18 protein-coding genes are annotated in these 20,797 nt (G+C 69.0%); 10 read left to right on the top strand and 8 right to left on the bottom strand.

Features of this window, described 5'->3' with window-relative positions; genetic code table 11:
- Nucleotides 1-48: 48 nt before the first annotated feature.
- The gene (locus AC6EUL_RS18230) at nt 49-1,653 is read left to right on the top strand and encodes a hybrid sensor histidine kinase/response regulator (RefSeq protein ID WP_056274712.1); all 1,605 of its coding nucleotides are present in this window, start codon (nt 49-51) and stop codon (nt 1,651-1,653) included.
- Nucleotides 1,654-1,689: 36 nt separating this feature from the next.
- Nucleotides 1,690-2,013: a plasmid stabilization protein gene (locus AC6EUL_RS18225; RefSeq protein ID WP_499871781.1), complete on the top strand. Its 324-nt coding sequence runs from the start codon at nt 1,690-1,692 to the stop codon at nt 2,011-2,013.
- A 476-nt stretch (nt 2,014-2,489) separates the two neighbouring features.
- Here AC6EUL_RS18225 and AC6EUL_RS18220 read toward each other — a convergent pair whose 3' ends face one another.
- The 4 genes from AC6EUL_RS18220 to AC6EUL_RS18205 all read right to left on the bottom strand — a co-directional run bounded on the left by AC6EUL_RS18220 (nt 2,490) and on the right by AC6EUL_RS18205 (nt 6,464).
- Nucleotides 2,490-3,701: an NADP-dependent isocitrate dehydrogenase gene (locus AC6EUL_RS18220; RefSeq protein ID WP_056274708.1), complete on the bottom strand. Its 1,212-nt coding sequence runs from the start codon at nt 3,699-3,701 to the stop codon at nt 2,490-2,492.
- 136 nt (nt 3,702-3,837) lie between these two features.
- Nucleotides 3,838-5,193: a TadE/TadG family type IV pilus assembly protein gene (locus AC6EUL_RS18215; RefSeq protein WP_056274702.1), complete on the bottom strand. Its 1,356-nt coding sequence runs from the start codon at nt 5,191-5,193 to the stop codon at nt 3,838-3,840.
- Nucleotides 5,194-5,209: 16 nt separating this feature from the next.
- Nucleotides 5,210-5,863 (bottom strand): TadE/TadG family type IV pilus assembly protein, encoded by a 654-nt coding sequence (locus AC6EUL_RS18210; protein WP_056222542.1) that lies wholly within the window; start codon nt 5,861-5,863, stop codon nt 5,210-5,212.
- Nucleotides 5,864-5,870: 7 nt separating this feature from the next.
- Nucleotides 5,871-6,464, bottom strand: coding sequence for a TadE/TadG family type IV pilus assembly protein (locus AC6EUL_RS18205; RefSeq protein WP_499871779.1), 594 nt, complete (start codon nt 6,462-6,464; stop codon nt 5,871-5,873).
- A 359-nt stretch (nt 6,465-6,823) separates the two neighbouring features.
- On the opposite strand from AC6EUL_RS18205, the gene AC6EUL_RS18200 reads away from it, so the two are divergent.
- The 8 genes from AC6EUL_RS18200 (at nt 6,824) to AC6EUL_RS18165 (ending at nt 17,404) form a co-directional block, all read left to right on the top strand.
- Entirely contained in the window at nt 6,824-7,372 is a 549-nt protein-coding gene (locus AC6EUL_RS18200) for a formaldehyde-activating enzyme (RefSeq protein WP_055952093.1), read from the top strand.
- A gap of 220 nt (nt 7,373-7,592) precedes the next feature.
- The gene (locus AC6EUL_RS18195) at nt 7,593-8,267 is read left to right on the top strand and encodes an RNA methyltransferase (RefSeq protein ID WP_244480017.1); all 675 of its coding nucleotides are present in this window, start codon (nt 7,593-7,595) and stop codon (nt 8,265-8,267) included.
- A gap of 59 nt (nt 8,268-8,326) precedes the next feature.
- A complete protein-coding gene (locus AC6EUL_RS18190; protein WP_499871776.1) occupies nt 8,327-10,666 on the top strand; it encodes a putative bifunctional diguanylate cyclase/phosphodiesterase in 2,340 nt (779 codons plus the stop codon).
- A gap of 410 nt (nt 10,667-11,076) precedes the next feature.
- Complete coding sequence (locus tag AC6EUL_RS18185; RefSeq protein ID WP_499871774.1) at nt 11,077-11,931, top strand: PAS domain-containing protein; 855 nt, start codon at nt 11,077-11,079, stop codon at nt 11,929-11,931.
- 119 nt (nt 11,932-12,050) lie between these two features.
- Nucleotides 12,051-13,214, top strand: a complete 1,164-nt coding sequence (locus AC6EUL_RS18180; protein WP_499871772.1) for a GGDEF domain-containing protein — start codon at nt 12,051-12,053, stop codon at nt 13,212-13,214.
- Between the two features lie 365 nt (nt 13,215-13,579).
- Nucleotides 13,580-14,599: a PAS domain-containing protein gene (locus AC6EUL_RS18175; protein WP_082504236.1), complete on the top strand. Its 1,020-nt coding sequence runs from the start codon at nt 13,580-13,582 to the stop codon at nt 14,597-14,599.
- 395 nt (nt 14,600-14,994) lie between these two features.
- Nucleotides 14,995-16,008, top strand: coding sequence for a PAS domain-containing protein (locus AC6EUL_RS18170; RefSeq protein ID WP_499871769.1), 1,014 nt, complete (start codon nt 14,995-14,997; stop codon nt 16,006-16,008).
- Between the two features lie 184 nt (nt 16,009-16,192).
- Nucleotides 16,193-17,404 (top strand): PAS domain-containing protein, encoded by a 1,212-nt coding sequence (locus AC6EUL_RS18165; protein WP_499871767.1) that lies wholly within the window; start codon nt 16,193-16,195, stop codon nt 17,402-17,404.
- A 24-nt stretch (nt 17,405-17,428) separates the two neighbouring features.
- Here the strand turns inward: AC6EUL_RS18165 and AC6EUL_RS18160 are convergent, their stop codons facing one another.
- From AC6EUL_RS18160 to AC6EUL_RS18145, 4 genes are all read right to left on the bottom strand, one after another.
- Complete coding sequence (locus AC6EUL_RS18160; RefSeq protein WP_056380637.1) at nt 17,429-18,724, bottom strand: O-acetylhomoserine aminocarboxypropyltransferase/cysteine synthase family protein; 1,296 nt, start codon at nt 18,722-18,724, stop codon at nt 17,429-17,431.
- Between the two features lie 37 nt (nt 18,725-18,761).
- Complete coding sequence (locus tag AC6EUL_RS18155) at nt 18,762-19,184, bottom strand: response regulator (RefSeq protein WP_056222496.1); 423 nt, start codon at nt 19,182-19,184, stop codon at nt 18,762-18,764.
- Nucleotides 19,185-19,246: 62 nt separating this feature from the next.
- The gene (locus AC6EUL_RS18150; RefSeq protein WP_156389653.1) at nt 19,247-19,420 is read right to left on the bottom strand and encodes a hypothetical protein; all 174 of its coding nucleotides are present in this window, start codon (nt 19,418-19,420) and stop codon (nt 19,247-19,249) included.
- A 69-nt stretch (nt 19,421-19,489) separates the two neighbouring features.
- Nucleotides 19,490-20,770, bottom strand: a complete 1,281-nt coding sequence (locus AC6EUL_RS18145) for an O-acetylhomoserine aminocarboxypropyltransferase (RefSeq protein WP_056274390.1) — start codon at nt 20,768-20,770, stop codon at nt 19,490-19,492.
- Nucleotides 20,771-20,797: the final 27 nt, after the last annotated feature.

The following is a 20,797-nucleotide window of genomic DNA, read 5'->3' as shown; positions in this document are numbered from 1 at the left end:
GACCTGCCAGGCTCGCCTGCGAAGCCCCGCCGATGTGATAGCGCGACGATGATCGACACGCCCAAGATGCCGCCGAACGGGGCGCTCGCGCAGGACCCGATCCGATCCCCGATCAGCCCGGAAGCGGCCTTCTTCTTCGCCTCGGTGGCCGCCTCGCGCATGCCGATGGTGGTGAGCGACCCGCGCCTGCCCGACAATCCGATCATCTTCACCAACGACGCCTTCCTGGAGATGACCGGCTACCGCCGCGACGAGGTGCTGGACCGCAACTGCCGCTTCCTCCAGGGGCCGGACACCGATCGGGGGGCGGTGCGCGAACTCGCCCGGGCGATCGCGGCCCGCGAGAACGTCGCCACCGAGATCGTCAACTACCGCAAGGACGGCACGCCGTTCTGGAATGCGCTCTTCGTCTCGCCGATCTACGACGCGGGCGGAACGCTGGTGTACTTTTTCGCCTCGCAGCTGGACGTTTCGCGCCGGCGCGACGCCGAGGAGGCCCTGGGCCAGGCCCAGAAGATGGAGGCGCTCGGCCAGCTCACCGGCGGCATCGCGCACGACTTCAACAACCTGCTGCAGGTGATCGTCGGCTACGTCGACATCCTGGGCGCCGGCCTCGACGATCCGAGCGCCGACCGCAACCGCCTGCGCCGGGCCACCGACAACATCCGCACCGCCGCCGAGCGCGCCACGACCCTGACGCAGCAGCTCCTGGCCTTCGCACGCAAGCAGCGCCTCGAAGGCCGCTCGGTGAACCTGAACGCCCTGGTCCAGGGCATGGCCGACATGGCCGGCCGGACCCTCGGCGAGACCGTCTCCCTCGACTTCGACCTCAGCCCCGACCTCTGGAACTGCCGGGTCGACCCGAACCAGGCCGAGGTCGCCCTCCTCAACGTCTTCATCAACGCGCGCGACGCGATGCCGGAGGGCGGCCGCCTCACGGTGCGGACCGAAAACCACGTCATCACCGGCGAGGTCGACGGTCCCCTGGCCCCCGGCCGCTACGTCACCATCAGCGTGAGCGATACCGGCAGCGGCATCCCGGCCCATGTCCTGGCCCGGGTCATGGACCCGTTCTTCACCACCAAGGAGGAGGGCAAGGGCACCGGCCTCGGCCTGTCGATGGTCTACGGCTTCGCCAAGCAATCGGGCGGCGCCGCCCGCATCGAATCCGTCCTGGGGGCGGGAACCGTGGTGCGCCTGTCCTTTCCGGCCACCGAGACCGCGGTGTTCGAGGCGGCGCCGGCCGCGGTCGGCCCCCAGGAGGGGTCCGGCACCGAGACGATCCTCATCGTCGACGACCGGGAGGACGTGGCCGAGCTCGCCCGCACCATCCTGCGGGATTTCGGCTACAGCACCCTGATGGCGCAGAACGGCCGCGAGGCCCTCGAAGTGCTGGAGAGCGGGAACGCCATCGACCTGCTCTTCACCGACCTCATCATGCCGGGCGGCATGAACGGCATCGCCCTGGGACGCGAGGCCAAGCGCCGGCGGCCCGACCTCAAGGTCCTGCTCACCACGGGCTACGCCGAGGCGAGCCTGGAGCGAACCGATGCCGGGGGTTCGGAGTTCGATCTCCTGAACAAGCCCTACCGCCGGACGGACCTGGTCCGCCGCGTTCGGGCGGTTCTCGACGGGCCCGTCGCGATCGGCTGACGCCTCGCCCGGGTCCTCCAGCGGAGTGGATTCGCGATGAGCCAGGGCGACAAGTCGAAATACACCGACAAGCAGATCCGCAAGGCGGAGCACATCGCCGAGTCCTACGAGGCGCGCGGCGTGCCCGAGAAGGACGCCGAGGCGCGGGCCTGGGCGACCGTCAACAAGGACGATGGCGGCGGCAAAAAGCCCGGCGGCTCCGGGCGGGGCAAGGCGACTCGCCATCCCGCGGCCCATCGCGGCGGCGCGGTCGGCGGCAAGGCCTCGGCCGGCCGCACGGCGGAAGAGCGCTCCGCCTCCGCCAAGAAGGGCGCCGCCACCCGCAAGCGCAACGCGGACGCCGCGCGGCACGCGTCCTGAGGATGACCTGGGTCGAGGCGTACCGGGTGGTGGCGACCGTCCGACCCGACGGGCTCGGGCGTTGGACGGACGGCTCGAGCGCTGACGGTCTCAACGCTCCCTCCCGTGCGGTCGGGGCGATCGCCGATGGCACCGCGCCGTCAGTCCGGGGTACCGCAGGTGAGCCCGGACCCGACGGGGCGCGCCGGCAGCCTGCCATTCCAGAAGCCGCTCACGGGATGAAGTCCTGTAGGGCCCACGTTTCCTGATGTGGGGCTCCGTTGCGCGGCCCCGGGATGACGGGGTGCTGAGCGCGGGTTTTCACCGGATGCCGCGCGCGGGCAGACGCCCCCCGACCCAGAGCGGGGAACGGTGAGGGCCCCGCAACAGAGAGAGGCGCGCACCCATCCGCGGACGCTGGACCGTATGATCCAGCGTCCATCGCAGACGACGCGTCCGCGCTACGACGTCGGCCCTCGGGCTCCGCCGAAGCCCGCTCAGGCCATCGCGGCCTTCAGGTGCTGGTCGACCTTGTCGAGGAAACCCGTGGTCGAGAGCCAGCGCTGGTCGGGGCCGACGAGCAGGGCGAGGTCCTTGGTCATGAACCCGGCCTCGACCGTGTCGACGCAGACGGTCTCCAGGGTCGTGGCGAACGTGGCGAGCGCCGCGTTGTCGTCGAGCTTGGCCCGGTGGGCGAGGCCACGGCTCCAGGCGAAGATCGACGCGATGGAGTTGGTGGAGGTCTCCTTGCCCTTCTGGTGCTCGCGGTAGTGGCGCGTCACCGTGCCGTGGGCGGCCTCGGCCTCGACGGTCCGGCCATCGGGGGTAAGCAGCACGGAGGTCATCAGGCCGAGCGAGCCGAAGCCCTGCGCCACGGTGTCGGACTGCACGTCGCCATCGTAGTTCTTGCAGGCCCAGACGTAGCCGCCCGACCACTTGAGGGCCGAGGCCACCATGTCGTCGATCAGGCGGTGCTCGTAGGTGATCCCGGCCGCATCGAACTTCGCCTTGAACTCGTTCTGGAAGACCTCCTCGAACAGGTCCTTGAAGCGGCCGTCATAGGCCTTCAGGATGGTGTTCTTGGTCGAGAGGTAGACCGGGTACTTGCGGTTCAGGCCATAGTTCATCGAGGCGCGGGCGAAGTCGCGGATCGAGTCGTCGAGGTTGTACATCGCCTGGGCGATGCCGGGGCTCGGGAACTTGAAGACCTCCTTCTCGATGACCGTGCCGTCCTCGCCCTCGAACTTGATGGTCAGGCGGCCCTTGCCCGGCACCTTGAAGTCGGTGGCCTTGTACTGGTCGCCGTAGGCGTGGCGGCCGACCACGATGGGCTGGGTCCAGCCCGGCACGAGGCGGGGCACGTTCTTGCAGATGATCGGCTCGCGGAAGATGACGCCGCCGAGGATGTTGCGGATCGTGCCGTTGGGCGACTTCCACATCTCCTTCAGGTTGAACTCCTTCACCCGGGCCTCGTCGGGGGTGATGGTGGCGCACTTCACGCCGACGCCGTGACGCTTGATCGCCTCGGCGGCCTGGACGGTGACCTGATCGTTGGTGGCGTCGCGGTGCTCGACGCCGAGGTCGTAATAGTCCAGGTTCAGGTCGAGGTAGGGGTGGATCAGCTTGTCCTTGATCTGGCTCCAGATGATCCGGGTCATCTCGTCGCCGTCGAGTTCGACGACCGGGTTCGCAACCTTGATCTTGTCCATCTGCAGCACACCTTCCTGAGCCAGGATGTCCGGCGCCACGCAAGGCGGATGCCGAACCTGCGCCGCTCTTAGCCCGCGCGCTTCCGGGGCGGAAGCAGGCGGCTCCCTCCCGGCGCATGACAAACCTTTTGGCCTGTCAGGGACCGGCGACGAGGCGCGCCTTCCGGGTGGCCTGATCGAACATGGCGTTCAGCGCTTCCTGGATCTCGCTCGCCGAGTTCGCGGTGCGGAAGTAGCCCGACGAGGCGCAGTTCTGCAGCGTGGCGGGCACGCCCGGAATCAGTGTGTTCACGAGGAGGTTCTCGTTCGTGACCACCTGATCCGGGTGGTTCGCCGGCGAGATCGGGATGTACGGAATGTAGAGAATCGAGATGGTGATGCCGCGATCCTTCAAGGGCTTGCACAGCGAGGGATCGAGGAGCCTCGCCTGGGATCCGGTCCAGCCGGTCGAATTGAAGTAATACTGGTTGTTGTCCATCCCATCCGTGATCACGAACACGAACGGCAGCGCCCGCTTGGCACTGAGCCCGTCCCCGACGCTGGTGATCTTGTTGTTGATGATCGGGAAGACGTTCTCGTAATGCGTGCCGCCGCTCCCGCGTGGCACGGACGAATTGCCGATATCCATGTAGTTTTCGAGATTGATGGTCTTGAGCGAATCCAGATCGGCCGTCACGTCGGCCGCGGTTTCGAGATTGCTCACGAAGGGATAGAGCCCGACCCGGTACTGGTTGACCAGGGTCGCGTTGGTCTTCGCCTTGGCGATAAGACCCTGGACGGCGTTGCTGACGGTCGCGATCCGAAGCTCGATGTTGTTCTGCTTGGAGATCGCGAAGCCTTGCCAGCCGGGGAAATGGCAGGCGAAGGCGCAATTGTTCGGGCCGCCGGATTTCATGTCGGGGTTGAGCTTGGCGAACTGCGTCTGCGCCGCGCTGGAGGTCGGGAAACCCATCGAGCCGGACGTGTCGAGCAACAGGTAGAAGTCCACGTAGTTGCTCAAGGTCAGGCTGGACGTGGATTTTCCGGACACCTGAATCGCCTTCAGATCGCCCAGGACCTTGCTGAAGGGTGAGTTGAAGCTCGAGGCGTATGTCGCCCGAGCCGTTATGACCCCGGCGGTGCGGGTGACCGTGAGGTCCGGGACCAGCGGCAGGCTCTTGAGCATCGCGCCGGCATTGACCTGAAAGGCCGCCAGCCCGCGGGTCTTGGCGAGCGCCAGGGCCGAGGCGGTGGGGTCCGCCTCGTTCTTCGGGTTGGTGGAGATGTAATCGCGGGCCGTCGCGATCGCGGTGATGGTGGCCGCGTCGGCCGCGCGGTCGAAATGGGTGCGGTAGTTGATGCCGCGGACGTAATCGACGCCGAGCCCGGTCAGGCCGATCAGCGGGATCAGCGCCAGGGCGAAGACCATGAGGACATTGCCGCCCGTCTCATCGCGCAGGCGCCGCAGCAGGCGCCCTGGCGGAGAGACGGGATGCGTGGAGTCGGCGTGCATGGAACAGGCCTCGGGGTCAGGGGCAGGCATTGGCGGAGGTGCTCCCGCCGCTCGGATCGAAGGTGATGGCCGTGACGTAGCGCGGCGCGAAGTAGAAGGACTTCGCGATGTCGATCGAGCCGACGACGGATTGGAGGATGAGGGGCTTGTAGCTGAAGACCACGTCGGCCACGACGAGGAAGCCGGGGCCGAACGTGTCGCTGGGCAGCGTCGTGGGACTCGGTCCGGCCGTATTGGGCGCCGCGACGGGCGGTGTCGTGCAGGAGCGCTTCTGGCCGGACGTCCAGACGACCTTCGGCGTATAGGTACAGTTGGACGTGCAACCGGCGACGGTCGGGGTGAACTGCACCCCCGACAGCGACCATCTCAGCAGGGTCCAGACCGAGACGTTGGCGTCCTTGGCGGCGGACATGGCCTCCGGGAACATGACCAGCTGGGATCGGGAGATCGCGAGGATGTCGGTCTGGGTGATCTTGCCCGTGTCGTTGCGCGCCACGAGATCCGCCAGGGTGCTGGCGGCGAGCTCGAGCTTGCGCATGTAGATGACGTAGCGGACGAGATCGAAGGTCACCGCCGAGAGCGTGAGCAGCAGCGGCAGGATCAGCGCGAACTCGATGATGGCGATGCCGCGCCCGTCCCGTCCGAAGCGCTTGAGGGTCTGGCGGCTCATGGCGGCGTCAGCACCCTGTCGAGACGCTGGCGGTGGTGAACGGCTCGTTCCGGAACGCCACCGCCGCCCGGGCGAACACGACCGAGGTCCCGTTCCAGGTCGTGCCCAGCTTCAGGGCGATCCAGACCGGGCTGAACACCGGGACGGCGTAGAAGACCTGGAGGTAACCGTAGGTGCCGGGGGCGCCGGTGCAGTACGCCGTCTGACTGTTGTTCATCGGCACCGGCACGAGGCTCTTCTCGTCCGGGCTGACGAACACCGAGTAGCCGCCGCCCGACCCGGTCAGGGTGGTGGTCTGCAGATTGGTGACGATGTTGTTGCAGGACAGGCCGGCGATCAGGTTGGCGCAGACCACCGAGCTGCGAAAGCCGTTGGAGGTGGAGGCCGTATCGGTCAGCGCGCCGATCATGATCGTCCGGCTGGCATCGGCGGTCGCCTTTTCCAGGGCCGCGTAGCAGAAGACGTACAGGCCACCCTGAAGAATTTCGACGAACACCAGTATGAAGAGCGGCATGACAAGGGCGAACTCGACTGCCGTCGCGCCGCTCGAAGATCGGCGAAAGCGGCTTACCCAGCCTGTTTTCTTGGCGCCGCAGGACATGGGAGTGCCGAAACCGATCGCATTCTGATGTTGCGGGTCGCTTGGCCTTGCCATCACGCTCCGACGGGGCGGTTCCTCTGATGTCCTGACGAACAGCCGATGAAGAGGTCCCGTATCGCTCAGCGATGCATGGCGAGCCTTAAGGTCGAATTACTGCGATCCGCGACGGTCGCCCGCATCCCCGATGCCCTGTGGATCGGCCGCGGGCCACGTACGACCCGGGCGGCGCGGACGGCGTCCGAAGGCGCGGCGGGGCCCCATGCGGCCATGGGGCTGGACATTGACGCCGACACGCGGAATCTGCCCGCCACGCGGCACAGCCCCCGCCGTCCTGTCCTCCGCTGTCCTGAGAGAGCCCCATGAGTGAACGCATCATCCTTCGCGCCGGCGAGGCCCTGGTCGCCGGCGGACCGCCGAACACGGCGTCCGAGCCCGAGGTGATCATCGGCGAACTCGACGGTCCGGTGGGCACCGCCCTCGCCACCCTCACGGGCGATCAGGTCGTCGGCCACAGCCGCGTCTTCGCGCTCCTCAATACCGACATCATGGTGCGCCCCGTCACGCTCTGCGTCTCGAAGGTGAGCGTCACCGAGAGCAAATACACCTCGATCCTGATGGGCACGGTGCAGTTCGCCATCGCCAACGGCGTGCTCGATGCGGTGCGGGCCGGCTACATCCCGAAGGAGAAGGCCAACGACCTCGGCATCATCTGCTCGGTCTGGCTGAGCCCCGGCGTGATCGAGGCCGAGACCGTCGACCACAAGGCGCTGTTCGACATCCAGCGCCGGGGCATGACCGAGGCGATCCGAAAGGCGATGACCAACGAGCCCTCGATCGACTGGCTCCTGGAGAACCAGGACAAGATCATCCACAAATACTACCAGATGGGCCTCGACGGGAAGATCTGAGCCCGCTCGGGCTTCCCCGGGCCGGCGGCGCTTGGCCGTCGCGCCCGCCTCGTGCAAGACGGCGCGAATGAGCTCCGACCCGCACATGCCCGATCCCATGCCGACCGATCCCGCAACGACCGACCCCGTGACCACCGGCGCCGCGGCGGCCGAACCCGCCCCATCCCCCGCCGGGCCCGTGATCATCCTGGTCCAGCCGCAACTGGCCGAGAACATCGGCATGACCGCCCGGGCCATGGCGAATTTCGGGTTGTCGGAGCTCCGCCTGGTGGCGCCGAAGAACGGCTGGCCGAAGAAGGGCGTGCGCGAGGCGGCCTCGGGCGCCACCCACATCCTCGACGGCGCGGTGGTCTACGACACCCTCGGCGAGGCGATCGCCGACCTGCACTACGTGCTGGCGACGACGGCGCGCGAGCGCGGTCAGATGAAGCGGGTCTTCGCGCCCGACGAGGCCATGCGCGACGTCGCGGGCCGCGCCGGCCAGCGGGTCGGCATCCTGTTCGGACGGGAGCGCTCCGGCCTCGACAACGACGAGGTCTCCCGCGCCGACGCCATCGTGACCTTCCCGGTCGATGCCCGCTTCTCCTCCCTGAACCTGGCCCAGGGGGTGCTGCTCATGAGCTACGAGTGGCGCCGGGCAGCCGGTCTCTCCGTGCTGCCCTTCACCGGCGAGATGCTGTCGCCGCCCGCCACCCGGGAGGCGATGGCCTCGCTCTTCACGACGCTGGAGGACAGCCTGGCGGCCGCCGGCTTCTATCCGCCGGAGAAGCGGGACATCATCGCCCGCAACATGCGCGACATGCTTCATCGCATGGCCATGACCGAGCAGGATGTGCGTACGATGCGGGGCGCGCTGCGGGCCCTGACGGCACGCGGGCCGCGCGCGGTGAAATAAAAGCCCAGGCCAGGCGCTCTTAACCCCTGCGCGATCTTTGCGTGTCACGGTCGGGCGTCATGACGACCGAACGGCTCATCACTCCTGCGGGCGCATTCGCCTCCCGTGCCCACGAAACGGCGTTCCGGGCGGAGCGGCTCCCCAAAATTCTGCGCCACACGCGGGCGGTCCTGTGCGCCTCCCTGGCGATCGACCTCCTGCTCCTCGTCGACGACCTCAGCCTGATCGAGGCCCGCAGCGGGATGCGGGCGATGCTGGTCACGCATCTCGGCCTCGTGGCGGCGACGCTCGGCGGTCTGGTCGCCCTGCGGTCCGTCAAGGACTTCGCGCAGCTGCAGCGATGGCTCCTCCCGTGGCAGGCCGCCGCGAGCCTGGGCCTCGGCGCCCTCTGCGTGGCGCGCCCCGAAATCCCGGTCCTGGCGGCGCTGCTGGTGCCGACCGCGTTCATGCTCGTGGTGCCCTTGAGCTTCATTCGGACGGCGGTCACCGGCAGTGTGTCGGCCCTCGTCCTGCTGTCGGGCTTCCTCGCCGTGCGATCCCCCGGCGAAGTGAGCCTCGCCCTGGCGATCGAGTTCGTCCTCGGCCACCTGACGGTCCTGCTCTACATCGCCCGGTCGAACCGCCTGCGCCGCCTGGAATGGGCGGCGGCCGACGTGGAACGCAGGGCGAGCCTGGAACTGGCGGAGAGCCGGGAGCTGTTCGAGACGATGTTCCGGGCCGTGCCGGTGCCGATCGTGGTCTCCCGGGCGGCCAACGGGCAGATCGTCAGCACCAACGATGCCGGCGTCCAGTTCTTCGGGCTCGCCCCCGGCGACACCCTGGCGAACTACGCGAACCGCGACTTCCTCGCTGGCGCCGACCGCCGCCGGATGCAGGCGGTGCTGGACCGGCGCCAGGCGATCCGCGACTGGGAGGCGAGCATCGTCGTCCTCACCGGGGAGCGCCGCGACGTGCTCCTTTCGATCGAGTGCGTCCAGATCGACGGCATCGCCTGTCACGTCTCCAGCCTCGTGGACATCACGAGCCGCAAGGCCGCCGAGGCGCAGATCCGCTCGGCCGCCCATCACGACGTGCTCACGGGCCTGCCCAATCGCGCGCTGTTCCAGGCCACCCTGGAGACCGCCCTGGCGCGGGCGGAAGCCCAAGCCGCTGCGGTCGGCCTGATCCTTCTCGACCTCGACGCCTTCAAGGAGATCAACGACACCCTCGGGCACGATTCCGGGGACGCCCTGCTCAAGGAGGTCGCCCTGCGCCTCTGCGGCGTGATCGAACCGGACGACCTCGTGGCGCGCCTCGGGGGCGACGAGTTCGTCGTGATCTGCACCGGCCGCGATGCGGCGGGGCGACCCCGCATCCACGACCTCGCGGAGCGCATCCTCGACGTCCTGCACCCGCCGATGCCGATCAGCGGGCGGATCGTGGCGCCGCGGGCGAGCCTCGGCCTCGCCCTCTACCCCGACCATGCCGGGAACTCGGCCGACCTCTTCACCAACGCGGACCTCGCCCTCTACGCCGCCAAGGCCTCGGGGCGGAACCGCGCGACGCTGTTCGTGCCGGCCCTGCGGGCGAACATCGAGGAGCGGGTGGCGATGACTCGCGAGATGCGCGCGGCCCTCGACGGGGGCGGCGGCCTCGAGCCCCACTACCAGCCGAAGATCAACCTGCTCTCGGGCGCGGTGATCGGATTCGAAGCTCTGGCGCGCTGGCACCATCCCGTCCGCGGCCTCCTCGCTCCCGGCGCCTTCTCGGCTGTCTTCGACGATCCCGAGATCGGTGTCGCGGTGGGCGACGTCCTGCGCCGGCGAATCATCGCCGACCTCCTGCACTGGATCAGCCTCGGGCTCGATCCCGGCCGCGTCTTCCTCAACCTCTCGACGGCGCAGTTCGCCCAGGGTGACCTGGCCGGGACCTTCCTCGACGACGTCGATTCGGCCGGCCTGGCGCGCAGCCGGATCGGGGTCGAGGTGACGGAGACCGTCCTCCTCGGCAGCCACGGCGACCGGGTCAGCGATGTGCTGGCCGAGCTGCACGGCTCCGGCATCCGGGTCGCCCTGGACGATTTCGGCACCGGCTACGCCTCGCTTACCCACTTGAAGCAGTTCCCGGTGGACGAGATCAAGATCGACCGCAGCTTCATCCGGGACCTGGAGCGCGACGCCAACGACGCCGCCATCGTCACCGCCGTGCTGCAGCTCGGCCGCAGCCTCGCCCTCGACGTCACCGCCGAGGGCGTCGAGACGGCGGAGCAGGCCGCTTTCCTGCGGGACGGAGGCTGCACCAACGTCCAGGGCTATCTCTACGGAAAGCCGATGCCGGCGAGCCGCGTCCCCTGGTTCCTGCGCAACCGCCCGGACCTGCTGGGCGACGCGGAGGCGGAGCCCACCCTGCGGATCGCCTGAAGCGGGCGCGCGGACCACGGACGGTCCGACGCCGCGCGTTCGCCGGTCGCCCGCGGGGGCCGGACTTCACGGCGCATCCCCCGGATGTGCGGCGAACGATCGGCCTTTCACTCCCTTGGCCGGCCCGCTGCGATGCCGCGGAGCCGCCGAAGCGGTCGAGGCCTCAGGCCCCGGATCATGGGAGCCGGTCGCCGCCCGCGCCGAGGGCGACCACCGCGACCCGAAAACGTCCGATGACATCGGTGCCCGGCGTGTCGGAACGGGAATCTGACCAAGAATAACCGCCGAAATGGGTCATAAAGAACTAATTTTGTCCACTAACGGCAGCTTATCCGGTTGACTAGTCTGATTTGCGGACTTGCTCGATTGATGACACTATCATTTGAGAAGGTGCAGCAGGCCGTGACGACATGAAGGTCGACAATCTCAAGTTTTCTCCAGCCCAGTTTTTAAACCTGATCGAAAGCCATGGGCTCACCGGCACCTGGGGTTGGCAGTTTGCCGACAACCAACAGGTCTGGTCGTCCGGCCTGTACCATCTCCTGGGCCTCGACCCTCGGACCACGCGGCCGAGCTACGAGCTGCTGGTCGGACTGGTCCTCACGGAGGATCGCGCGAAACTGGCGACCGGGGCCGACCTGATCCAGGGTACCGCCCTCGGCAGCCAGACGGTGCGGTTTCGCCGGCCGGATGGCGCGATGCGGGTCCTGTCAGTGCGAAACGAGATCTATTTCGACCCGGACGGGCGACCGCGCGGGGCCGCGGGCGTCGTCCTGGACGTGACGGACCACGAAAGCCTCCGTCAGGCGCGCTTGGCCGACCAGCGCCGCAGCCGGGTCCTGTTCGGAGACGAGGGCACGCCGAGCCTCTTCGGCGATGCCGCCCTCCCATTCACCGAAGCGCCGGTCCCGGTGGATTCGGGCGGCGGGGCGGAGGACTGGGCCGGCCTCACTCGCTCGCTGGAGGCGGACGCGCACCCGCCCGGCCCGCCATTCGACGAGGCCCTCGACGAGGCCCTCGACGGGGGAATCGACGGGCGTCACCTGCGCGCCGCCCGCGCCCTGCTGGACTGGTCGATGACCGATCTTGCGAAGGCCGCCGGCCTTTCCCTGTCGACGGTGAAGCGCATGGAGGAGCATCTCGACAACACCGCCCAACAGTCCCGGCACAAGGCGGTCGAGACGCTGCGCAAGGCGGGGATCCGGTTCTCGCGCCTGGACGGCGGCGTCATCGGCATCGGGCACCGGGAGGAGGCATCGACCTGACCCGGCGCGGGCACCGGCGGGCCCTTAACGTTGCGGGAACCATGTCGACGATTCGCGTGGAACCGTAAGGGACCTGGCGTAACCGAGCCGGTAAGCTTTGCCGCGAGACAGGCAAAGCGATGCAGATCGATCTCCAAACCCTCTGGTACCTGACGATCGGGACGCTGCTGGTGTCGACGTCGCTTCTGCTCTGGGAGCGGCAGGCCCACCCGGCGCGGGCGCGGGGGCTCGCCGTGCTGGCTGCCGGTCTGGTGGCCTTCGTTTTGGGCTGCGTCGTGGCGATGAACCGCGGCCGCGTACCCGTCGCCCTCGGCATGGCAGCGACCAACCTCCTGATGGTGTCGGGCTACCTCCTGGTCCTCGACGCCGCGGCGAGCCTCGACGGGCGGCGGCACCTCCGCGCCTCCCTCGCCGCGCTGGCCGGCCTCGCGGTCCTGTGGGCGCTCGCCGGGACGCAGTTCCCGACCGCCTTCTGGAACCACGTCTCGGCCCTGCCCATCGCGCTGGCCTGCGGCCTGACGGCGTGGATCCTCCTGCGCAGCCGCACGGCCCGGGGATTGCGATCCCGGCCGGTGGCAGTCGCGATCTCGGCCGTCCACGCCGGGTTCTACCTCGGCCGCGCCTTCGTCGCCCCCGTCCTCGTCCAGTGGTACGGCCCGGATATGCTCATCGTCGTGGCCAAGGCGACGATGGTCGAGGCCGTCCTGTATTCGGTGGCGATGCCGATGTCGTTCCTCGCCCTCGTCCGTGAGGAGGAGAAGCAGCACCTCCTGCGCCTGTCGCACACGGACCAGCTCACGGGGCTGGCGAACCGCCACGCCTTCTTCGAGCAGGGGGGCCGGATCCTGCGGGAGCAGCAGGGCCGCCCCGTCGCGCTCCTGGCCTTCGACCTCGACCACTTCAAGGCGATCAACGACCGCTACGGCCATCCGGCGGGCGATGCGATCCTGAAGCTGTTCGCCGAAACCGCCCGCGCGGGCGCGGGCCCCGACGCGCTTCTGGTTCGCCTGGGTGGCGAGGAGTTCGCCGCGCTCCTGCCCGACTGCGACCGGCTTCAGGCCCTGAGCCGCGGCGCCACCATCGCCAGCCGCTTCGCCGCCGCGGCCGCGCGGGCGGAAGGCCCCGGGATTCCGGCGACCGTCAGCATCGGTCTCGCGGCGCCGGATCGCGGCGACCTCACCACGATGCTGGCCAGCGCCGATGCGGCCCTGTATCGGGCCAAGGGACTCGGCCGCAACCGCATCGAGGCCGCGGGCCCGCCGACCCTCTCCGCCGCGGCCTAGAGTTTATCAGGGATCATCGGAAGCCGGTGATCCCGAAACGCCAAACGACAAGACAGAATTTCGGGCCGGGCTCCGGCACCACGCCTCCGGCTCGTGCGCTCCGGGCGGACGTATCGGCGGATGCGCAGGAGCGGCGGGCACCGCTTCGGGTTCACGACGCGCGTGCCCCCTGCCACCGGCCCACCACGCCGTCAGCGCTGCCGCGTCGCTGCGGATCTTCAGCGCTCGGCCTAAGGCCGCCGAAGGTTACACCTGCGAACAAATAAATAAAGACTTCTGCATGTCTTGCTTTGTATTGCGCACGACGCCGGACGGACACTATACATCGGCCATGTCCATCGTTGGTGTTGCTCGGCACGACACAGATGAATGTTGAAAGCCTCGGATTCGCTTCCCAGCATTTGCTGAACCTGATCGAGAGCCAGGGCGCCACCGGGACCTGGGGCTGGCGCTTCGCCGACAACGATCATGTCTGGTCGCCGGGCCTGTTCCGCGTGCTGGGCCTCGATCCGCAGAGCACCCGGCCGGGCTACGACCGTCTGCTCGGCCTGCTCCATCCGCAGGACCGGGAGCGGGTGGAGACCGGCCTCGACCTGATCCAAGGCGTGACGTTCGGCCAGAAAACCGTCCGCCTGCTCCGCCCGGACGGCGCGGTCCGCGTGCTGTCGGCCCGGACCGAGATCTATCTGGCGGCGGACGGACGCCCCCGCGGCGCGGCCGGGATCGTACTCGACGTGACGGATCAGGAGCGGCTGCAGCAGGCGCGCCAGGCCGATTTGCGGCGTCGGCGCGCCCTGTTCCAGCAGGGGCGGGCGTTCCTGTTCTCCAACGATCCGGACTACGCGTTCTCCATGCCCCAGGAGGCCAGCGATCTGACGGGCCTCTCGCTCGCGGACATCTCGGCCGATGGCTTCCTGTGTGTGGTCCATGAAGAGCGCGAGCACTGGCGCGAAGCCAGCATCGAGGGACAGCTTTCGGGGCGGGCGCACGTGACGAGACCCGTCCTGCACCTCGCCGGCGGCGATCGCGGGCCCTTCGAGGTGTTCTCCGTTCCGCTTCGCGACACGGACGGCGTGGTGGTGGAGTGGAGCAACCTGACGCGCCCGATCGGATCGCACAGCCCCCTGGCCAGCGACCCGTTCCGCGAAGGCCTGGAGCAGGCGATCGACAGGCGCCACCTGCGCGCCGCCCGCGCCCTGCTGGACTGGTCGATGACCGACCTCGCCCGGGCCGCCGGCCTCTCGCTCTCCACCGTCAAGCGCATGGAGGAGGACATCGGGGCGATCGCGGAGCGGTCCCGCCACAAGGCCGTGGACGCCCTGCGCCGGTCCGGCATCCGCTTCTCCCTGATGGAGGGCGGGGTCATCGGCGTCGGCCTGACCTGAGCCGTGCCGTCGGCCGAGGGGAGGGGCGCGGCCCCGAGCCGGGCCAAGGCCTGCGCGACGTCGGCGATGGGGGCCTCGACGGTCTCCAGGCCGATCGCGCGGCGCACCGTCCCAGGGGCCGCCCGGCGCGGCGGAGGGGTCGGCCGTCGCGCAGGAGAGGTGGGAACCGCGTCGGGTCCACGACGACCGTCGCTTCCGTCGCCGGCCCGCCACCCTTCGCGCACCGCAATGTTGCGGCGGATCATCGGCACACCGCAAAATATACCTGAAGTTTACCAGGACCCCGCCGCATCTCATACTCTAAGTTTGCTGGGCCTCCATTGCACGCCACGCCACCTTGATACTATACCTTGGAAACGTTCTTATTATTTTTGCTCGGCACCTCACGAATGAATTTGGAAAGCCTCAATTTCGCGTCCCCCTATTTTCTGAACCTGATCGAGAGCCAGTGCGTCGCCGGGACCTGGGGCTGGTGCTTCGCCGACAACCACCATGTCTGGTCGACGGGCCTGTTCCGCGTGCTCGGCCTCGACCCGCAGACCACCCGGCCGGGCTACGACCGTCTGCACGGCCTGATCCATCCGCAGGACCGGGAGAGGGTAGAGACCGGCGCCGACCTGATCCGGGGCGTGACGCTCGGCCAGCAGAGCGTCCGCCTGCTCCGCCCGGACGGCGCGATCCGCGTGCTGTCGGCCCGGAGCGAGATCTATCTGGCGCCAGACGGACGTCCCCGCGGGGCGGCCGGGGTCGTGCTCGACGTGACGGATCAGGAGCGGCTGCAGCAGGCCCGCCAGGCCGAGCAGCGGCGCCGGCGAGCCCTGTTCCAGCAGACGCGGACGCTGGCCTTCTCCAGCGATCCGGAGCGCCGATTCACCTTCCCCCAGGAGGCCTTCGAATTGACCGGCCTTTCGCCGGACGAGATCGCAGCCGATGCCTTCCGGACGATCCTGGGCGAGGAGCGGGAGCACTGGCGTGACGTGAGCATCGCAGCCCAGTCAGATGGGCTCGCCCATCGGCTGACGCCGCTGCTCCATATTGCCGGCGGCAATCGTGAGCGCTTCGAGGTGTTCACCGTTCCGCTCCGCGACGCGGCCGGCGTGGTGGTGGACTGGAGCAGCCTGACCCGTCCGATCGGATCACACACCCCTTTGGCCAGCGACCAGTTTCGCGAAGGCCTTGAGCAGGCGATCGACGGGCGCCACCTGCGCGCCGCCCGGGCCCTGCTGGACTGGTCGATGACGGACCTCGCCCGGGCCGCCGGTCTCTCGCTCTCCACCGTCAAGCGCATGGAGGAGAACGTCGCGGCGATCGCGCAGCGCTCCCGCCACAGGGCCGTGGACACCCTGCGCGGCTTCGGCATCCGCTTCTCCCTGATGGAGGGTGGGATCATCGGCGTCGGCCTGCGCTGATCGGGCTTCGCGCACCCGGAGCGGTGCCTGGTTCGCCACGTAGGCGCGGCGCTCGCGCAAGGCCCGGATCCCCCATCCCGGAGGGATCGGACGGATCGGATGCGCGCCGATCCGCCGGCCGAGGGGCGAGCCCGCCCTCGCTGAGCCCGGGGCCTCCACGACATCGGAGGTCAAGTCTACGACGATGTCCGGCCCGGCCCGCGACGAGCGCCGCACTATCGCGGCGAATTGCCGGCACACCCAGAAACATACCTTAGGTTATCAAGACACGGATCGGGTGCTGAACTCTAAGTTTTCATCCCTCGATTTCGCCATATGCCGAGCGGATACTATAAGGACGAGGCGGTTTTTGGTGTTGGGTGCCGGCGTCATACGGATGAATCTGGAAAGCCTCGAATTCGCGTCCCCGTATTTTTTGGACCTCATCGAGAGCCAGGGTGTCACCGGGACCTGGAGTTGGGGCTTCGCGGACAACCATCACGACTGGTCGCCGGGCCTGTTCCGCGTGCTCGGCCTCGACCCCCAGACCACACGGCCGGGCTACGAGCGTCTCCTCGGCCTGATCCATCCCCAGGACCGGGAGAGGGTGGAGACCCGCGCCGACCTGATCCAGGGCGTGACGCTCGGCCAGCAGGTCGCCCGCCTGCTCCGCCCGGACGGCGCGATCCGCGTGTTGTCGGTCCGGTGCGAGATCTATCTCACGCCGGACGGGCGCCCCCGCGGGGCGGCCGGGGTCGTGCTCGACGTGACGGATCAGGAGCGGCTGCAGCAGGCACGCATGGCCGAGCAGCGGCGCCGGCGGGCCCTGTTCAAAGAAAGGCGGACCCTGTTCTTCTCCAGTGATCTGGCTATCGGTCTCGAATTCACACAGGAATTCTGCGACCTGACGGGCCTCTCGGCCTCTGAGATCGCGACAGATGCTTTCCAGACGATCACGCATGAGGAGCGTGAGCACTGGCGTGCCCATGGCGGCGAAGCGTTCAGTGCGGGCCTCGCCTACCGAGCGACACCTCTCCTGCGCATCATGCGCCATGGACGGGAGCGTTTCGAGAGTTTCGTCGTCCCCATCCGAAGTTCGGGCGGGGAGATCCGGGAATGGGCCGGCATCACCCGGCCGATGGGCTCGATGACGTCGCCGGTCAGCGACCAGTTTCGCGAAGGCCTGGAGCAGGCGATCGACGGGCGCCACCTGCGCGCCGCCCGGGCCCTGCTGGACTGGTCGATGACGGACCTCGCACAGGCCGCCGGTCTTTCGCTCTCGACCGTCAAGCGCCTGGAGGAGAACGTCGGGGCGATCGCGCAGCGCTCCCGCCACAGGGCCGTGCACGCCCTGCGCCGGTCCGGCATCCGCTTCTCCCTGATGGAAAGCGGAGTCATCGGCGTCGGCTTGACCTGAGCCGTCCCGTCGGGCGCGCGGCCCTCAGCCGATCTGCGCCAGGGCCTGCTCGACGTCGGCGATGAGGTCCTCGACGCTCTCCAAGCCGATGGAGAGGCGCACCGTCTCGGGGCCGACCTTGGCGGCGGCCTTGTCGGCGGGGCTGAGCTGGCGGTGGGTGGTGGTCGCCGGGTGGATCGCCAGGGACTTGATCTCGCCGATGTTCACGAGGTGCGAGATCAGCTTGAGGCCCATGATGAACTGGACCGCCGCCGGCTCGCCGCCCTTCAGCGCCACGGTGAAGATCGAGCCCGGCCCCTGCGGCACGTAGCGGGCGGCCATCGCTTCGCCCTCCTGGCCGGGGAGGGCGGGATAGCTGACCCAGGCCACCGCCGGGTGGTCCTTCAGGAAGGCCGCCACCGCCTTCGCGTTCGAACAGTGCCGCTCCATCCGCAGGGGCAGGGTCTCGATGCCGGTGAGCGTCAGGAAGGCGTTCATGGGCGACAGGCCGGGGCCGAGCTCGCGCATGCCGAAGACGCGGCAGGCCGAGGCGAAGGCGAAGTCCGGGAAGCGCTCGGTGAGCACGAGGCCGTCATAGTCGGCCCAGGGCTCGCTCATCAGGTTGTAGCGGCCGGGGATCGCCGCCCAGTCGAAGCGCCCGGCGTCGCAGATCACGCCGCCGATGGTCTGGCCGGAGCCGCCGAGGAACTTCGAGGTCGAGTGGATGACGATGTCGGCCCCGTGCTCGATCGGCCGGATCAGGGCCGGGGAGGCGAGGGTGTTGTCGACCACGAGCGGCAGGCCGTGGCGGCGCGCCACCGCGGCGATGCCGGCCAGATCCATCACGGTGGCGCAGGGGTTGACGATCGACTCGCAGATGATCGCCCGGGTCTCCGGGGTGATCGCGGCCTCGAAATCGGCCGGGGTCAGGCCCTTGGTGAACTGGGGCTTGAGGTCGTAGCGCCCGTCGAGGCGGTTCATCAGGCCGAGCGAGCCGCCGAAGAGGCGCGAGGAGGCGACGTAGGCCTCGCCGCTCTTCATCAGGGTCATGAGCACCATCAGCACGGCCGACTGGCCCGAGGCCACCGCCACGGCGGCCTTGGCGCCTTCCAGCGCGGCGACGCGGCGCTCCAGGGCGGCCACCGTCGGGTTGGAGCCGCGCGAGTAGGAGAACCCGGTCCGGCGCATGGCGAAGATGTCCGCCGCCTGCTGGGTGTCCTCGAAGACGAAGCCGTTGGTGAAGTAGATCGGCTGGGCCCGGGCGCCGGTGGCCGGGTCGGGGGCGGCGCCGGCATGGATCGCCTGGGTGGCGAAGCGATGGGTCTGGGTCTCGGTGGCCATCGGGGCCTCCCGTCTGTGAAGAGGTCGCGGTGAGCGGTCAGGCGGCGCGGTGGGTGAAGGCGCGCAGGGTCCGGACCAGGGTCGAGGGCTCGTAGGGCTTCGGGATGAAGCGCGCCCCGTCGGGCATGTCGTGCGGGCCGGGGGTGCCCATGCCGGAGACGACGAGGACCGGGATGGAGGGCCAGCGATGCGCCACCAGGCGGGCCAGGGCGAAACCGTCCATGGAGCCGCGCGGCATGTCCACGTCGGTCATCAGCACGTCGACGTCGCCGCGGCTCTCCAGCACCGAGAGGGCGTTGTCGGCGTGGCTCGCCTCCAGAACCTCGAAGCCGGCATCCGCGAGCGTGTCGGCGGCTTCCATGAGAAGCAGCCCGTCGTCTTCGACGAGGAGAACGACAGGCAGATCCGTCGGATCTTGCGTCTCTGTCGAGGCTTGCCTCTCTGGCGGGTTCTGCGTCATCGGCGGCCGGACGATCTCGCGACAGGGGTGAGACGGGGGCCTAGGCCCCGCCAAGGGTGTCGTCAACAACGGCCGGTGTCGCGCATCCGTTTCACCGGAGCGGTGACGCGGCGCCCGGGCAACTCCGGGGCGAAGGCGATCGCCAGCCCCACGAGGGTCGCCAGGATGGCCAGGAACGCCGCCGCGTCGCTGATCTGTTCCACGAATGCCCAGTCCATCGAAGCCAAGGCCGACATCGCCACCTCCGGTGATCGCGCCGCGAGCCTCGGCCCAACATGGTAAAGAGACCGTTAACACCGCTCCGCTCAGGCGTTCAGCGCGGCGTCGAGGTCGGCGATCAGATCCTGTGGATCCTCGAGGCCGACCGAGAGCCGCACCACCTCCGGCCCCGCCCCGGCGGCGATCCGCTGCGGGTCGGTGAGCTGGCGGTGGGTGGTGGAGGCGGGGTGGATGATGAGCGAGCGGGTGTCGCCGATATTGGCCAGATGGGAGAACAGGGTCAGGCCGGAGACGAGCTTGACGCCGGCCTCGTAGCCGCCCTTCAGGCCGAGGGTGAAGACCGCCCCGGCCCCGTGCGGCGTGTAGCGCCGGGCGAGCGCGTGGTAGCGGTCGGTCTCCAGGCCCGGATAGCTGACCCAGGACACCGCCGGGTGGCCCTGCAGGAAGGTCGCCACGGCGAGCGCGTTGTCGCAATGGCGCTGCATGCGCAGGGGAAGGGTCTCGATGCCCGAGAGGAGCAGGAAGGCGTTGAAGGGCGAGAGCGCCGGCCCGAGGTCGCGCAGGCCCAGCACCCGCACCGCGATGGCGAAGGCGAAGTTGCCGAAGGTCTCGGCCAGCACCTTGCCGGCATATTCCGGGCGCGGGGCCGACAGCATGGGGAAGCGCGCGTCGCCCACCCACGGGAAGGTGCCGCCGTCGACCACGAGGCCGCCGATGGAATTGCCGTGGCCGCCCAGGAACTTCGTCGCCGAGTGCACGACGATGTCGGCCCCGTGCTCGAAGGGGCGGATCAGGTAGGGGCTCGCCATCGTGTTGTCGACGATGAGCGGGATGTTGTGGCGCTTGGCGATCTCCGAGAGCGCCGCGATGTCGGTGATGACCCCGCCCGGATTGGCGATGGACTCGCAGAAGATCGCCTTGGTGCGCGGCGTGATCGCGCGCTCGAAGGAGGACGGGTCGTCGGTCTCGGCCCAGACCACGTTCCAGCCGAAGTTCTTGTAGGAGTGGTTGAACTGGTTGATCGAGCCGCCGTAGAGCCGGTCGGCCGCGATGAACTCGTCGCCGGGCTGCATCAGCGCGTGCATCACCAGGAACTCGGCGGCGTGGCCCGAGGCCACCGCCACGGCGGCGGTGCCGCCCTCCAGGGCCGCGACGCGCTCCTCCAGCACCGCGTTGGTGGGGTTGGTGATGCGCGAGTAGATGTTGCCGAAGGCCTCGAGCCCGAACAGCGAGGCGGCGTGCTCGGCATCGTCGAAGACGAACGAGGCGGTCTGGTAGATCGGCGTGGCGCGGGCTCCCGTGGTCGGGTCGGGCAGGGCGCCGGCATGGATGGCCCGCGTGTTGAAGCCGGGCAGACGATCGGTCATCGCAAAAACCTCCCGGGCCCGCCGGCC

The organism is Methylobacterium sp. 001424705 (assembly GCF_059816145.1).
This window is presented reverse-complemented; position numbering and strand designations above follow the sequence as displayed.